The organism is Flavobacterium dankookense (genome assembly GCF_004362665.1).
GTDB lineage: Bacteria > Bacteroidota > Bacteroidia > Flavobacteriales > Flavobacteriaceae > Flavobacterium > Flavobacterium dankookense.
Window position 1 is genome coordinate 17,612 of sequence record NZ_SNXR01000003.1, and the last position, 16,887, is coordinate 34,498.

The following is a 16,887-nucleotide window of genomic DNA, read 5'->3' on the forward strand; positions in this document are numbered from 1 at the left end:
AACTAGCCAAATTTTATAAAAAGCAAACATGAGCAACATAGTTTTAGAAACAAAAAAGTTAACCAAATACTTTTACGATCCAATACAATTTCAAGTATTGAAGGAAATCGATATGAGTATCAATCATGGCGAATTTGTTTCAATCGTAGGAAAATCAGGTTGCGGAAAATCAACGTTGTTATATTTACTTTCTACGATGGATACCGATTATGAAGGAGAATTATTTATTCATGACGATTTAATAACTGGAAAACCAGACAAAGAATTGGCTCAAATTAGAAACGAAAAAATAGGTTTTGTATTTCAGTTTCATTACTTATTAGCGGAATATAGTGTCTTGAAAAACGTCATGTTGCCAGGAATGAAACTCGGAAAACTATCTGAAAAGGAAATCGAGTATAATGCTATGGAACATTTAAGAACTTTAGATATGGAAGACCAAGCTTTAAAAATGCCCAATCAACTAAGTGGCGGACAAAAGCAACGTGTAGCCATTGCAAGAGCGTTAATCAATAATCCTTTGATTATAATGGGTGATGAGCCAACAGGAAATTTAGATAAGAAAAATAGCGATTTGGTTTTTGACATCTTCAATAAATTAACCGAAGAAAACAAACAAACACTCCTAATTGTTACTCACGATACTGATTTTGCCCAACGAACACAAAGAACAATTACAATGGAAGACGGAAGGATTATTTAATTATCAATGGAAAAGATTGTTGATTTAATCGACAGAATTTTGATGAATGCTACTAATGACGAATTTTTAGAAGAAATTGCAGATGAAGTAAACGATATTATGAGCGAAAGAGCCATTTTCGTTTATTAATTGATAAAAAAACTACAAAAAAACCTTCAGATTTCTGAAGGTTTTTTTAGTTATATATTTTTCCAACCTATTTCTTTTCACCACTAATCACGCTAGAAATTATGCCTTTTCTGTTGGTGAATTCCGCCATCAGAACACCGCCAAGATGAACTACAATAAAAGCTAATAGGTAATAAATTGACAGAACGTGAATACTTTCCATCGATTCTTTCAAATTTTTTGGACCCAGTTCAATGATTAATCCAGAGATTAATGAAACTGCTACACAAACATAAAACACGATATAAACGCCAAACTGGAATTTCGTTTTAGAATCGATATTTTTTTGAAACGGATTTTTGAATTTCATTTCTCCAAAAAACGGAAGCAATAATCGAATAGAATAAAGCGCAACTAATGCATATCCGAAGTAAATATGCCAATTCCACATTGGTTTCCTAATTTTTTTGGCTAAAATGATTATCTCATCTCTCGATAAATTTTGTTTTTTCTCTCTTAAAAACTCTTCAATAATGTCGCCAACATTGTTTTTATTCATCCATGTCATTCGAAGAAAAATAGTGAGAAGCAATAGCATAAAGCATACAGCGATTAACCAGTGCATGATGCGATAGACTTTGGAGTAGTTAGGTGTTTCCATTGAATAGGTGTTTTAATTATCAAATTTACACTAAAAAGACAAGCAGTTTTCTTAATTTTTGATTATTAAATCATATTTCTCCAGTAAACCTTTTAGGCCATCAGAGGAGAAAATTGCTTTCTTGCTTTTGTTTTTCTCTAAATCTATGGTATAGTCATAACTAGTATAAAAATCGGCTTTGTTTAGAATGGTATCAATAAAAACCGTTCTTCTGAGGTTGCAATTATCAAATAGAACTTCAGTTAAATCACTTCCCATAAAGTCAACGGCTATCATACTGCAATTGATGAACTGCATTTTCTTTAATTTCAAAGCATAAAATTGAGCGTAATCTAGCAAACAGTCTTTAAAGTGAAATTCAAAAATCACTTGATCTGTCATCGCAAAGTTTACCGCTGTAAAGTTGCATCGATTGAACCAAACGCCTCGCAGGGAAACATAATTGATTTTAGTATCTTTAAAATTGCAGTCAAAGAAACTACAATCTACAAAAGTTACCGTTTGAAAAGTACAATCGGTGAAATCACAATAATGAAAAGTACAGTTCTCGAACTCTTTGTATTTAATATCGGCATCTAAAAAAAACTCATCCTTGAACTCTTGGTCAATTATATAATCTGAAGACATAAAGTAAATTTTGAGTGTAAAACTAGTAAATTAAATCCCAATAGCCTTACTAACAATTGTTGATAATTTTTCTTTTTTAAAAACCAATTTTTTTCATTTATAACTCTTGAAAACAATACATTTGAAGTTATTCAAATTACTGCTTTATGAGAATTGAAACCGAACTAAAACTAGGATTTAAAGATGTAATGATTCGACCAAAACGTTCTACACTTAATAGTAGAGCGCAAGTGTCATTGGAACGCGAATTCAAATTCAAGCACAGTACATTAACTTGGACAGGCGTTCCGATTATGGCAGCCAATATGGATACGGTCGGAACATTCGAAATGGCAATTGAATTAGCCAAAGAAAAACTGTTTTCCTGTATTCACAAACATTATTCGGTGGAAGAATGGAGTGGTTTTCTTCAAAAAGCGCCAGCAGAAATCGTTAATTATATTGCAGTTAGTACCGGAACTGGAAAGCAAGATTTTAAGAAACTCGCCGAAATTATGGAACTCCATTCGGAGTTGAAATTCATCTGTATTGATGTAGCTAATGGCTATTCAGAACATTTTGTAAACTTCTTAAAACAAGCACGTAAGCAATACCCAAATAAAGTAATCATTGCAGGTAATGTAGTTACTGGTGAAATGGTAGAAGAACTTCTTTTGGAAGGTGCAGATATTGTAAAAGTAGGTATTGGTCCAGGTTCTGTTTGTACGACTAGAGTAAAAACAGGCGTTGGATATCCGCAACTTTCGGCTATTATTGAATGTGCTGATGCGGCTCACGGATTAGGCGGACACATCATCAGCGATGGTGGTTGTGCTATTCCTGGCGATGTGGCTAAAGCATTTGGAGCTGGAGCTGATTTTGTAATGTTAGGAGGAATGCTTGCTGGACATACAGAAAGCGGTGGAAAATTAGTAGAAATCAATGGAGAAAAGTACAAACAGTTCTATGGCATGAGTTCAGAAACAGCCATGAAAAAGCACGTCGGTGGCGTTGCTGAATACAGAGCCAGCGAAGGAAAGACAGTTCAAGTGCCATTCAAAGGCGATGTAGTTGAAACACTTCACGATATTCTTGGTGGAATTCGAAGCACTTGTACGTATGTTGGAGCATCCAAATTAAAGGAACTCACTAAAAGAACGACTTTCATTCGCGTAACGGAACAGGAAAATACGGTTTTTGGGAAATTGTAAACTAACACAAATTTCACAAATCTTCACCAATTAATTTTTAATTATCCAAAAGTAATCTGTTGTAATCTTTGTAATCTGTGGCAAAAACAATTCATTATTTTTATAAAAATCTGTGCTAATCTGTGCAATCTGTGTTTATGTCAACCGAAACCAACTTCTTTCAATACTGTCCCAATTGCGCCAGCAAAAATTTCACTTACCACAACAACTTCAAGTTCCATTGTTTTGATTGTGATTTTGTTTTGTACCATAATATTGCTGCCGCAGTAGCTGTTGTTTTTACTTTTGAAGATAAAATACTTTTCACGGTTAGAAATGTAAATCCCGATAAAGGAAAACTCGACTTACCAGGTGGTTTTATTGATCCAAATGAAACAGCAGAAGTAGCTGCTTGTCGGGAAATTAAGGAAGAATTAGGTTTAGAGATTACTTCAAATGATTTACGATATATTATCACAGAACCAAATAATTACATGTATAAAAATGTAGCTTATCGTACAATGGATATTTTCTACGAATGTGCCTTAGGAAGTGATGATGTTTCCATAACTGCTCAGGATGAAATCAACGAGCTTGTTTGGACAAAACGTAGCGAAATAGATTTAAATAAAATTGGTTTTGTGTCGATTAGAAAGGTGATTGAAGAGCGATATGTTTGAATTAACCCTCGTTGAGTTTAAAACCTTCCACAATCCTAGTAGAGTTTAAAATTCTGTTTGGTTTTGGAAAAAAAAACTATTTTTGAACTACAAACTATCACAATCATGGTAACCGAACAATCCAAAATCAGTCGAGTTTTTCAACTCATTAAGCAATCCATAAAAGGCGAGGAACACGATTATACACAAGGTAATGTAAAAGTAGCCATCCTTTTGCTTGCTGTTCCTATGATATTGGAACTCAGTTTGGAATCTGTTTTTGCAATTGTGGATATCTATTTTGTTGGTCATTTACCTAATGCCGATGTAGCCGTTGCCACTGTTGGTTTGACCGAAGCTGTAATTTCTTTGGTTTATACCTTGGGAATTGGTTTGAGTGTTGGAGCTACAGCCATTGTGGCTCGACGCGTTGGCGAAAAAGATCTTGAAGCAGCTTCTAAGTCAGGAGCGCAAGCCATTTTAGTTTCTTTTCTAGTATCGTTAATAGTGGCAATGCTAGGTGTTTATTTTGCCTCAGACATATTAGCGTTGATGGGTGCGCAACCCGAAGTAATCAGTGAAGGAACATCTTTTGCCCAAATCATTTTTGCGAGTAGTCCTGCTATTATTTTATTGTTTCTTATCAATGGAGTTTTTCGTGGTGCTGGCGATGCGGCTATGGCGATGCGCAGTTTGTGGATAGCCAGTTTGATTAATATTGTTTTGTGTCCATTGTTAATTTATGGCTATGGACCATTTCCAGAATTTGGATTGGTTGGCGCTGCTATTGCTACGGCTATTGGTCGAACGGTTGGTGTGCTGTACCAATGTTATCATCTTTTCTTTAAAAGCCGAACGATTAAAATTTACAAACAGTATTTCAAGCCCAATTTTGAAATCATTACATCGTTGTTGAGCATTGCAACACCAGCCATGTTTCAGTTTTTTATTCAAAGCGGTAGCTGGATAGTACTCACGTATTTAGTTTCTATTACCGGAAGTACTGATGCTAGTGCTGGTTATCAAATAGCCATTCGCAATGTGGTGTTTTTCATTTTACCCGCTTGGGGATTGAGTAATGCAGCAGCAACTTTAGTAGGGCAGAACCTTGGAGCCAAACAACCCGAAAGAGCCCAAAAAAGTGTGATGCTTACTACTAAGTACAACGTTATTTTTATGAGTTTGGTAACCCTGTTGTTTGTCTTTTTCTCCGACTTTATTATTGGATTTTACACAACCAATGCTATTATTTTAGCATACGGTAGTCAGGCTTTGCAGATTATTGGTTTTGGGTATGTTTTCTATGGTATCGGAATGGTGATGATACAAGCGCTCAATGGTGCTGGCGATACCAAAACACCGACTTGGATTAATATTATTTGTTTTTGGATGATTCAAATTCCGTTGGCTTGGTTGTTGGCGGTTTATTTTGAACTTGGACCACTTGGTGCTTTTATCGCAATACCTTCAGCGGAAACGGTTTTAGCGTTATTGGCTTTTTATTATTTTAAGAAAGGGAAGTGGAAAACGGTAGCGGTGTAATTTTGTATTTAACTCTCGCAGGGTTTTTAATCCTACAAGGATTAATAGAGGATAAAAGAAGAATTAATAATACTTTCCATTTTCACATTTATTTCTTTCCCAATGGGCTTTCAAAAAAGCGCTAAAGGTTTTATTGTTCTTTAAGTTTTCACTTTCAGTAAATTCACCACCATAAGGGTTTTTACTGTCACACATCAGCATAGTACTGCCTCGAAGAACATATTTTGTAGTATCTTCATATAAAATGATTTTCATGGCGCCTGGATCCATTCCGCCTCTACAAATCAGAACATAAGGAATGCATACCTCAGCTATGCCATTATTATTAACATCAGTTATGGTAGTTGCACTAGGAATAAATCCAGTAAACCAATCTACACCAAAACAGTCGTTATAATCATAGATACGCCATTTTCTTTTGAATTCATTGTCAGTATCAGTTTTGGTAAAAAGATAGCAGTAGAGTTCTGATTTGTCTTCTAGTGTATAGTCTTTCGAGAGGTTGTCATCATGAACTTTTCTAACAAAATGTCCTGTAACCGTTTGAATTAAAATATGACTGCCCAGTTGGTCTTTCCACTGCAAAGCTTCAACTACTGTACCTTTAAAATCCAGATATTTAGGAATGTCGTTATAACGTAAAGTGTCGATAGCAATAGAGTTACTCGAATTTTTCTTGTCCCAAATACTCATCCAAACATGAGGCTTTAGACCACTGTACCTTTCTTTAGAATTAGTGTTTTGACTAAAAACTAAAGAAGAAAACAGCAATAATGAAACCTGTAGTAACAATCTCATACTTAAAATATAACCATAAGTTTACAACTCAAATTACGTTAAAAAGTTTCATATAATCAAAAGAGTATTCTTCTTTTAGCAATAAATGGTTTAATTATTACCATCGTTTTTCCTTTTTCGCGATCAAATAGAGTGCATAAAAAAACTCCAAACGATGTAACATCATTTGGAGTTTTTAAATTCTAGTAGTTGTACCTACTTATTGTTTGATAATTTTTACGGTTTGTGAACCCGAAGCCGATTGCATTTTTACAAAATAACTTCCCGATTTTAGGTTCGCTACATCGATAGTACCTTGGTTATCATTCATCGTTTTCGTCATCATTATTTGCCCAAGCATATTATAGATAACCACTTCAGAAATAGTTTCTTCTGAGGTGATATTTAACAAATTACTTACTGGGTTAGGATACACTTTTACTGAATTTTTCAATACTACATCATCATTAGATAATGTTGATTCAGGACAAGGTAGTGGACCAAAAATATAGAAATCATCTGTAAACGAACCATTTCCTAATTGACCATAGAAGTTAGAACCCCAAGTATATAATTTTCCTGTATCGTCTATAGCCGTAGAGTGAATATTACCCGCTTGAACATCAGGCCAGAAATTCACATTCAAAAGTAAAGTAGGAGTAAGCATGTTTGTAGCCGCTTCATCATTTCCAATTTGTCCGTTGACGTCATATCCCCAAGCAAATAGCGCACCATAAGTTCTAGAACCTAACACATGATCTTCACCAGATGAAATTTTATCCCAATTGGTAGCTGTTCCTACTTGTGTAGGCGTAGTTCTGTCGGTAGTGTCATTCAAACCTAATTGACCGTTGTTGTTTCTTCCCCAAGTCCAAAGTGAATTATTTGTTTTTGTTGCAACTGTGTGATATGCACCACCTGTTACACTCTTCCAGTCGGTAGCCGTACCAATTTGAACAGGCGAACTTTTACTGATAATAGTACCATCACCTAATTGACCATTGGAGTTGAAACCCCAAGTCCATAAAGTTCCGTTGGTTTTTATAGCCATTGCGTGTGCAGTACCAGTACCAATACTTTGCCAGTTATTAGCCGTACCAATTTGAGTAGGTATTAAACGATTGATGGTTGAACCGTCACCTAGTTGAGCAAAAGCATTACTTCCCCATGCCCACAGGGTTCCATTAGTTTTTCTAGCAATATTGTGTCGATTTTTAGTAACTACTTCTGCCCAGTTGGTATCTGTTCCTACTTGAGTTGGTACAGATTTGCTGGTTGTAGTACCATCACCCAATTGTCCTTGAAGGTTAACACCCCAAGTCCATAAAGTACCATTGTTTTTAATCGCTACAGCATGGTTAGAACCACATGAAATTTTAGCCCAATCTGTTGCTGTTCCTATTTGTGTTGGAACGTTTTTGCTTACCGTTGTACCATCACCCAATTGTCCATTTTCATTATCTCCCCATGCCCAAAGTGTACCATCTTCTTTTATAGCCAAGGTAAACGTACGTCCAGCAGCTACTTTTTCAAAACAAATCGTTGTGGATGGTAATGTAGTGAACACACCACCATATATCCATTCCGTTTGATTATTGCCACATACTGAGGCAACCCACCAGTGGTAATCTGTATTAGGTTGTAATCCTTCAATTAATTCACCTGTTTGGGTAGTACTTCCGTCTGTACCTCCAATTTCGTTGGTAGTATTATAGACAAAAAGATAACTGTCTGGTGCAGGTGTAGGAGCAGTCCAGTAAATATAAGCCGAGGTTGATTCTATTTCACCAACAGTAAGATTGGTTGGTGGGTTACAAGAAGATGTTGGATTTTCACATTTAATTGAACGAGTTCTTGAAGAACCTTGTGTACTACAATTTGCATTAACGTTTAAATGATATCGAATAGTACCTGTATTAGAAGCAGAATTCCAAACTACTGGAGTAACTCCGCTAGCAAAAACGGTTGTTCCTGTAGCATTAGTTATAGTAATATAATCGGTAGCAACAGAACTAGTAAAGGTATATTGCTTATTAGATTGTATGTTTACATTAGTAAATTCACCTGCCCAAGCATCGGCGTTGATTTGTTCTGTATTTCCTGTACATGCTGGAGTAAAGGTTGCATCTGGATACAATCCATAGAAAGCACCATTACAGTTTAAAGCAGCAATAGTAGTAAAACTTCCTCCTGAAACCCAGTCACTTTTTGTTCCATTACAATTAGAGCGAATCCAATAGTAATAAGTAATAGAAGAAGTTAAACCAGTTAGGGTTCGAACTACATTACCAAGACTTGTTTGAGTAGCGTTAGTGGCCGCTACTGGAGCTGTATTTGAAACGTTTACATAAATGTCATAAGAAGTTGCAGCAGGATTTGGCGCAGTCCAAGTTAGTCTGATTGAATTTGAAGTAATGTTTGAAACGGACAAGTTAGTCGGTAATCCACAATTAGTAGAAATTGTTGCACACTGAACAGCTTTAACTCGGTTAGTGTTTTGTTCACCACAGTTTGCATTCAAATGAGTGTAATAACGAATTACTCCAGCAAAGGAACCAGAATTCCAAACTAAAGGTACTGTTCCACTAGCTAAAATAACATTGGAGCTATTGGTTATGGTAATAAAATCAGTTGTCACAGAGGTTGTAAATGTATATTGTCTATCGGCTATTACATTTACTAGAGAATATTCTCCAGCGTAAGCATTAGTTACTATAGTTTCACTACCTATACCACAAGTTGGGGTAAATGTAGCAGCTGGCCATTGATTATAAGTAGCCGTTGTACAGCCTGATGTAAAGTTTGTAGTAAAGCTAGCACCAGCTACCCAATTACTTTTTGTAGCACCACAATTAGAACGAACCCAGTAGTAGTAAGTAGTTCCAGCTACTAATCCGTTTGATATTGTTGTACTTACTGCGTTTGTTACTTGTGATGGTGTAGTATTTGCACCTGGAGCAGCATTTAGGGTTGAGATATACACTTCATATCCTGTACTTGGTGCAGGTGATGGTGCTGTCCAACTTAATTGACAGGTAGTAGTAGTAATGTTGGAAACTACTAAATTAGTTGGTAATCCACAGTTTACTGGTACGGTACATTGAATATATTTACCTCTGTTTGCGTTTTGTTCACCGCAATTGGCATTCAAATGGGTATAGTAACGAATTACTCCTGCAAAAGAACCAGAAGCCCAACTAACAGGTGTTGTACCACTAGCTAAAATAGCATTGTTTTCATTGGTTATGGTAATATAATCCGTTGCAACAGAAGTTGAAAAAGTATATTGTCTATTAGCGATTACATTAACGTTAGTATATTCTCCAGCATAAGCATTGAGTGCTATGGTTTCACTAGCTCCAGTACAAGCTGGTGCAAAAGTGTTATCTGGGAAAAGACCAAAGCCAGCTGTTGTACAACCAGCTACATTGGTAACAAAATTACCTACTGGAGTCCAAGTACTTTTTGTAGCACCACAATTGGAACGCATCCATGCGAAATAAGAAGTAGCCGGTGATAAATTAGTAACAGAAACTTGGTTTGTAGTAGAAGTATGTGTTGGTGTTGTTGTAGCTGTTGGACTAACATTAGTAGTAGATATATAAACTTCATATCCACCACTTGGTGCTGGTGTCTGTGCTGTACAATAAACCAAACATGATGTAGATCCTAAGTTAGCCACAGCAGTTCCTGTTGGCGCATTACAGCTTATTTGGGGCGTAAAAAAGTAACCGCCTTCAACCCAATTGGATTGTTCTTCACCACAAACAGAAGCTACCCACCAGTAGTAATCTGTATTTGGCGTTAAATTTGTTAATGATAAAGAAGTAGCAGATGTAGCACCTTGCAAACCACCAATCACGTTGGTTGTGTTATATCGAATAACATAACTATCAGGAGCAGGAACTCCTGGAGCCCAATTTAACGTAGCTGTTGTAGCCGTAATGTTATTTGACGAGGGTTGTGATGGAGCAGCACAAGAAGAAGCTCTTGGAGTCATTTTAATTAAACCCAATTGCAAATGACCTAACCAAATAGTACCATTAGCCTGTGTTCTCAAAGCATTAAAATAAGTGTCTGGTAAACCGTTGCTAGTAGTATAGGATAAACAATCCGTAAAGTTTTGCACGCCATTACCACTAAAGGCAATCCAAACTTTATTTGTACTACTAACATCTAAAGCATCATATTGATAACCTGCTAAACAAGAGTTACTTTGATACTGAACATTTAAAAAAGTTCCTGCGGTAGAATAAGTCAATAATCCATCACCAGTAGAACAATACAATATATTGTTAGCAATATCAAGAATTTCTTGTGTTCCTTGGTCGATTAGGTTGTAATCAGTACCATTAAATTTATATAAAATACCGTTGTTTGTTACCCAAACTCCATTTGCAGCATCAATTTCAAGAGAATTGATATTAGTCAACGCATTATATGTTGTCCAAGTCGTTCCATTAAAACGTGTAAGACCCGATGGCGTAGCTGCCCAAAGATTGTTAGCACTATCTACAGCGATACAGGTAATGGCATTATTAGGCAATCCTGAATTGGCAGTGGTAAAGTTGGTCCAAGTAGTTCCAATTAAACGCGCTATACCGTTGTTTTGAGTTGCCATCCATTTTCTTCCTTGTCCATCAATTTCTGTTTCCAAAATGATGTTGGAAGGAATACCCGAATTGCTCGTGTTGTATTTTGTAAACGTAGTTCCATTGAACGTAACCACACCGTTGGTAGTGGAAAGCCATAGTAACCCATTAGCATCGGTTTTGATGTCGCCAATATAATTGGTCCCAATGGCAGAGTTGGACGTGTCGTAAACCGTGTAGTCATACGATTGACTAAAGGCGGTTAAGCTACACAGCGCAAAAAGTAAAGAATAGATTTTTTTCATGTAGTGTTTTTAATTGATTTGATTTAGTTTAAATTTTTTAATTGATAATTAATTTTTTGGATTGCAAACATATAACTAATAACAACGTTATTTTGTTTAGAATTTAAAAAGTTATTAAGAGCCTTGTTGAAAATTTGACAACAATAGTACATAAATTAATAGATGTATTTTTGATGAATGTATGAACGTTAAGTTTTGGAATAAAAACGTTTGGGTATTGTTAATTAACGTTTTTTGGCGAAGTCCAATTTTTTCCTTTTTTTATTAAATTTTAATTGATGAGTTCAAAATATGTTAATGAATTGCAGAATCAAATCTCAAACTTCATCATTTTGGCGTTTGGGATTTTTAAAAGCAAAACTAAAATTATCTTTTAATCATTTTTTTATTAAACGTTTTACCTTCTGGGGTAGTAACTTTTAGAATATAAGTTCCTTTAGCCAATCCTTCAATGTTAACCTCATTATTTGATATAGAAGCCGCTATTTGTCTTCCATTCATATCAACTATTGTTATATTCTTTATGTCTTTATTAAAACGAATAACTGAAGTTGCTGGATTTGGAATAAAATAATAATTATCAGCCATATCATGAGGATTTACACCCAAAACTGATTCAATGTAAATTACATTAGTAAAGATTGGTCCCCAAGTTCCTTGGTTGTCTTTGACACGAACACAGAATTTATGCAATCCTACAGGATTTACAATTGGAACAGCATTACCAAGAAACTTTTCAAAAGCAGTATTAAAATTTCCGTCAAAAGCTAAAAGAGGTGTAGCGCTTCCTTCTCCCGGGTCGACATCCCAGAAATACTCAGCTTGGGTAAGACTTACCGGTAGTGGAGTGGTAGTGCTTTCAACAGTAATACTATTGGTAAACGTTGGTCCCCAAACTCCTTGGTTGTCTTTCACTCGGATAGAGAATGTATGCAGCCCAACACTTGGCGCTCCTAAACCCGCAACAGCTACTTTTTCGAAAGCACTGTTAAAATCACCATCAACAGCTAAAAGTGGCGTGGCACTTCCTTCACCGGGATCGGCATCCCAGAAATATTCTGCTTGCGTTAGTGTTATAGGGTTTGGAGTAGTCGTAGACTCCACAATTATGACATTAGTAAAAACTGGTCCCCAAACCCCTGAATTATCTTTTATTCTAACACTAAACTTGTGTAAACCAATACTGGGAGCATTTAACCCAGAAACAGCTATTTTCTCAAAAACGCTATTAAAACTTCCATCTACTGCTGTAATGGCGGTTCCGTTTCCTTCGCCAGGATCGGCATCCCAAAAATATTCGGCTTGGCTTAACGATGACAATTGGGCAGAGGATAAACTCATTGTCATAACGGCCAATAGACTATAAATATATTTTTTCATCTTAGATTCAGATATTATATTATTTAGAATAACCCGAACCTGTTGCATTCATCTCTGTTGTACCAGTATAAATCCTTCTTGGAGTGTTCAAATAATTTACTTGCGGCTTATTTCCAACAGTTGTTGGCCAATAATTAGTCCAGCTGTTAGAACCACCAAAGTTACCTCTATCATTTCTGCTTAAGTCAATATCAGCAAAATCATCTTCTGGGCTTCCAGTATTTGGGGTTAATCCATTTACAGTATAATTTGTAGAATTTAATGAAACTGTAGCTACAATGTTGTTGCCTGAATTAGTAATAGTAGGCATTGTAACTGAATAATTAGAAAGGTTGTAATACACATAACAGCTCACGCCACTTGCAGTTACAGGATAGTAACTACCAAAAGTTGGTCCTATATAATAAAAGACATTGTTTAATATTGAAACAAGACCAGTAAATCCTGCAGGTGAGCTTACTTGAATACTATTATTAGCAGCATTTGAAGTATTGGTAGAAGATATAACGTTATTAATAATTTCATTTGTACTATCATTTTTCACGGTACTGATAATCATAAAACCAGTTCCAATAAAATTATTCAATATCCTAAAATTATAATTCTTCTGACTTAAGAAGATGGCGCTACCCGTTCCTGAAATAGCATTAGCAATTATTTCAATATCATCAGTAGAAGGATCGGTATCAATTGTTGGCGTATTGATGGTAATAAATGTTACCTTATTTCCAGTAACCCTTCCATGAGTCATTGTTATTACTGTACCAGTACATCCAGACATATTTAAAGTCGTATTGGCTACACCAGCATTTACAGCTGAAGTTATCGAATTTAATAAATTAAGTGTGGTTCTTCCTCCAGTTGTATCTGCTGAAACGGATATAGTATTAGTTCCTGATATTTGTAAATTATGAATTGAAACTACTCTTCCTGCAGCTGGTGTTACTGTTATTGTTCCTTGTAAAATATATTTTGAGAAATTGATTTCAGAAACAAATGATAATGATTTGTCAATTGTTAAATTTTCAATGAAAGGAAGACTTCCTGCTTTTGGTCTGATGATAATACGGTCGCCATCAGCAGCAGCTGTAATAGCCGCACTAATTGTTGAATAAGAACCACCAGCACCTAAATCTCTCACATATAAATCGGCAGCTGATGCCATTGAGGTAAATAAACTTGCAATTGCAATAAAAAATAATTGTTTTTTCATAAAATGTTTTTAATTGATTTAGTTTAAAATTTTAATTGATATTTATTTTTCGGATTGCAAACACATAACTAATAGCAACGCTATTTTATTTAGAATTCGAAAAGTTATTAAGAGCCCTATTGGAAATTTGACAGCAATAGTACATAAATTAGTAGATGTATTTTTGATGAATGTATGAACGTTGCGTTTTGGAATAAAAACGTTTTAGTATAGTTGATTAACGTTTTATTTCGAATTTTGATATTGAACTTGATTTTTGAATTTGATTTTTGAACTTGATTAAATCCTCACCAAAACTATACGATACGAAGCACTAGACCAATTTATGTATTGGACTATTTATAAAAAATCTAGTTAAAAGAAGAGCTTATTATATTGGTTTTTAATTACTTAATTGGTGTTTTCCAATTTTTCAATATAATAATTGGGAGAAATACCCGTTTGCTTTTTAAATACCCGAACAAAGGTTTTGGCATCTTTATAACCTACTTCTTCTGCAATGGCTTGCAAGGTATATTTACGAAAATAGGGCGCATCATTGAGCTTTTGCAATACATATTGAACTCGCAATTCTTGGGTATATTCCGAAAAGGTTTTTTGAATCGTTTGATTGAAATATTGTGACAAATAGGCTGTATTCGTGTTTACTTTTTTAGCTACAAAGGCTAACTTGAAGTTCGGATTTAGAAAGGCTTCTTTTTGCTCTAACTTTTTTAAACCGATAGCAATTTTTTCAATAAGTTCCTCATCAATGAGTTGTTTTGGAAGTTCTTCGGTGCTATTTGAATGTAGGTTGTGCGTATCAGTAGTTTTTGATTCTTTGAGATTTTCGATAATTTTTAAAAAGCGGATTTGCTTTTCCTTTTGAAGTTTGTAATAATAATAAAAGCCGATACTAACTAGTAGCAGTATAATAGAAATGCCAAGAAGTGACATTTTGAAGTAATTTTTTGAAGCAATAATTTGGTTTGATTCTTTTTTTATAATAGAAAGATCATAGTTGTGAAGAAAGTTTAACGATTTACTTTTTATCCCTTCTATGGATTGAATTAATTCTAAACTTTTATTAGCATAACGGTAGGCGTTTTTAGTATCTTTTTTTTCATTATAACACTGGGTCATAATGTTGTAGGCCATCAATAAATTTTCTTTTGAAACCTTTGTTATTTCATAGTTTTCAACATATTTCTTGCAATAGAAAATGGCTGAATCGGATTGTTTTAAATGATAGAAACAATCACCCATTCCTAAATCAAATAATTGCTGTGTTCTTAAGTTGTCTTTAATAACAGGATACTTTTTTCGCTCTTTGTATAAAGACAATGATTGAGTGTAATTTCCTTTTAAGGCTGCACTTTTTGCTAACCGCATGCGCAATAATGCATTGGTATACTCAGGATAAAAATTATCCTTCAGCATTAGTGCTGCCGCAGCATTGAAATAGTAATTGGCAGAATCTAAGAAAATTGTTTTTTTTGATTGTAAATAATAGGCTTGATAGGCATCTCCAATACTATTGTATTTATCAGCAAACAATTTGTTGTTCATTGTCTTTTTTTCTCCCACACCGAGTTTTAAGTGTGGCGTAGTTTGCAATCCTCTCTTTAACAAAGCAATTCCATCTACATAATCGCCCATGGCTACTTTTATGGCACCATATTGTTCGTTAAAATGATTATCAGGCACACTTGTTTTATACTTATTAAGATAAAACAATGCCCTATCGTATTCGCCTAAATTTTTATGGATATAGAACAGTTTGTTGATACACATTCCGAGCAAATCTTGATACGCTTTACTTGATTTAGGAAGGTTACTTTTTTCAATACTATCAATAAGTTGTAGGAGCAATTTTTTTGAATAAATCAATTCTGACTTATTATAATAGTAATTGGCTACGTAATAGTTACCATGAAAACGTAGCAGCTCGTTTTTTGATTTACTAATTTCTAAAGCTTCGCTGTATGCTTTTTCTGGATTTGAAATGAGTTGTTCTTGAATACTTCGTGTTTGTTTTATTTCTAGGTTATTCAGCTCTTGAGCAGCCGTTAAAGAGTAAGATACTAATAATATAACAGTAAATATAAGTTTGGCCATTTTGAGTATCTAGCAGTTTTTTTAATTAAATACAAATTATAGATTAGCACTAGTAATTTATCGTGCCAAAATTATTCAAAAAATCGAGATGTATCGTATAAATAGTGAATTTGAATTCTTATCTATACTTCAATTAGAGGTAATTGCTTCTCGATACAATTTTACGCCACTGCATTCAGTAAAATCATTCGAAGTGACGTTCTGTGGATGATTTCCTTTTTTCTACACTCGTCAGTTCGAGTGATTTTCTGTTTTTAAAACGGTAGTTTTAGAAACAGAAAATTGTATCGAGAACCCTTAGAAGGATATTTTTTTATAATTGCTTCTCTATACAATTTTACGCCACAGCATTCAGTAAAATCACTCGAAGTGACGTTCTGAGGACAGCATCCCTTTTTCTACATACGTCAGTTCGAGTGATTTTCTGTTTTTAAAACGGTAGTTTTAGAAACAGAAAATTGTATCGAGAACCCTTAGAAGGATATTTTTTTATAATTGCTTCTCAATACAATTTTACTCCACTACATTCAGTAAATTCACTCGAAGTGACTTTCTGAGGATGATTTCCTTTTTTCCACACTCGTCAGTTCGAGTGATTTTCTGTTTTTAAAACGGTAGTTTTAGAAACAGAAAATTGTATCGAGAACCCTTAGAAGGATATTTTTTTATAATTGCTTCTCGATAAAATTTTACGCCAATGCATTCAGTAAAATCACTCGAAGTGACGTTCTCAGGATAATTTCCCTTTTTCTACCATCGTCAGTTCGAGTGATTTTCTAATTCAAAAACACCAGTTTTTTGAATTAGAAAATAATATCGAGAACCTTTAGAAGGAAAAACTTCTCGATAAAATTTTACTCCATTGTATTACGTAAAATCACTCGAAGTGACGCTCTGAGGATGATATCCTTTTTTCCACACTCGTCAGTTCGAGTGATTTTCTATTTCAAAAACGCCAGTTTTTGAATTAGAAAATAATATCGAGAACGCTTAGAAGGATATTTTAAACATAGTTTCACAATACAATTCATAAACGCCAGTTTTTGAATTAAAA

12 protein-coding genes are annotated in these 16,887 nt (G+C 34.7%); 5 read left to right on the plus strand and 7 right to left on the minus strand.

The genetic code is table 11. The features are described from left to right. The first annotated feature begins 28 nt into the window (after positions 1 to 28). Both BC748_RS00930 and BC748_RS14330 read left to right on the plus strand, forming a co-directional pair. The gene (locus BC748_RS00930) at positions 29 to 703 is read left to right on the plus strand and encodes an ABC transporter ATP-binding protein (protein ID WP_133531590.1); all 675 of its coding nucleotides are present in this window, start codon (positions 29 to 31) and stop codon (positions 701 to 703) included. 6 nt (positions 704 to 709) lie between these two features. Next, complete coding sequence (locus BC748_RS14330; protein WP_281275061.1) at positions 710 to 832, plus strand: hypothetical protein; 123 nt, start codon at positions 710 to 712, stop codon at positions 830 to 832. A gap of 67 nt (positions 833 to 899) precedes the next feature. Here the strand turns inward: BC748_RS14330 and BC748_RS00935 are convergent, their stop codons facing one another. Then, complete coding sequence (locus BC748_RS00935; RefSeq protein ID WP_133531591.1) at positions 900 to 1,472, minus strand: cytochrome b/b6 domain-containing protein; 573 nt, start codon at positions 1,470 to 1,472, stop codon at positions 900 to 902. A gap of 51 nt (positions 1,473 to 1,523) precedes the next feature. Continuing rightward, positions 1,524 to 2,099: a pentapeptide repeat-containing protein gene (locus BC748_RS00940; RefSeq protein WP_133531592.1), complete on the minus strand. Its 576-nt coding sequence runs from the start codon at positions 2,097 to 2,099 to the stop codon at positions 1,524 to 1,526. A 146-nt stretch (positions 2,100 to 2,245) separates the two neighbouring features. On the opposite strand from BC748_RS00940, the gene BC748_RS00945 reads away from it, so the two are divergent. The 3 genes from BC748_RS00945 (at position 2,246) to BC748_RS00955 (ending at position 5,469) form a co-directional block, all read left to right on the plus strand. Beyond that, positions 2,246 to 3,289 carry a GMP reductase gene (locus BC748_RS00945; protein WP_133531593.1) on the plus strand — a complete coding sequence of 348 codons (1,044 nt, stop codon included), beginning with the start codon at positions 2,246 to 2,248 and terminating at the stop codon, positions 3,287 to 3,289. Between the two features lie 137 nt (positions 3,290 to 3,426). Next, entirely contained in the window at positions 3,427 to 3,948 is a 522-nt protein-coding gene (locus BC748_RS00950; RefSeq protein WP_133531594.1) for an NUDIX hydrolase, read from the plus strand. Between the two features lie 63 nt (positions 3,949 to 4,011). After that, positions 4,012 to 5,469, plus strand: coding sequence for an MATE family efflux transporter (locus BC748_RS00955; RefSeq protein WP_342772690.1), 1,458 nt, complete (start codon positions 4,012 to 4,014; stop codon positions 5,467 to 5,469). Positions 5,470 to 5,532: 63 nt separating this feature from the next. Here the strand turns inward: BC748_RS00955 and BC748_RS00960 are convergent, their stop codons facing one another. The 5 genes from BC748_RS00960 to BC748_RS00980 all read right to left on the minus strand — a co-directional run bounded on the left by BC748_RS00960 (position 5,533) and on the right by BC748_RS00980 (position 15,833). Further along, positions 5,533 to 6,267: a M949_RS01915 family surface polysaccharide biosynthesis protein gene (locus BC748_RS00960; RefSeq protein ID WP_133531595.1), complete on the minus strand. Its 735-nt coding sequence runs from the start codon at positions 6,265 to 6,267 to the stop codon at positions 5,533 to 5,535. A 199-nt stretch (positions 6,268 to 6,466) separates the two neighbouring features. Then, a complete protein-coding gene (locus tag BC748_RS00965; RefSeq protein ID WP_133531596.1) occupies positions 6,467 to 11,143 on the minus strand; it encodes an RCC1 domain-containing protein in 4,677 nt (1,558 codons plus the stop codon). 366 nt (positions 11,144 to 11,509) lie between these two features. Beyond that, the gene (locus tag BC748_RS00970; protein WP_162846381.1) at positions 11,510 to 12,523 is read right to left on the minus strand and encodes a T9SS type A sorting domain-containing protein; all 1,014 of its coding nucleotides are present in this window, start codon (positions 12,521 to 12,523) and stop codon (positions 11,510 to 11,512) included. Positions 12,524 to 12,542: 19 nt separating this feature from the next. Continuing rightward, positions 12,543 to 13,736, minus strand: coding sequence for a hypothetical protein (locus BC748_RS00975; RefSeq protein ID WP_133531598.1), 1,194 nt, complete (start codon positions 13,734 to 13,736; stop codon positions 12,543 to 12,545). Between the two features lie 390 nt (positions 13,737 to 14,126). Further along, positions 14,127 to 15,833: a helix-turn-helix domain-containing protein gene (locus BC748_RS00980; RefSeq protein WP_133531599.1), complete on the minus strand. Its 1,707-nt coding sequence runs from the start codon at positions 15,831 to 15,833 to the stop codon at positions 14,127 to 14,129. Between the last annotated feature and the right edge of the window lie 1,054 nt (positions 15,834 to 16,887).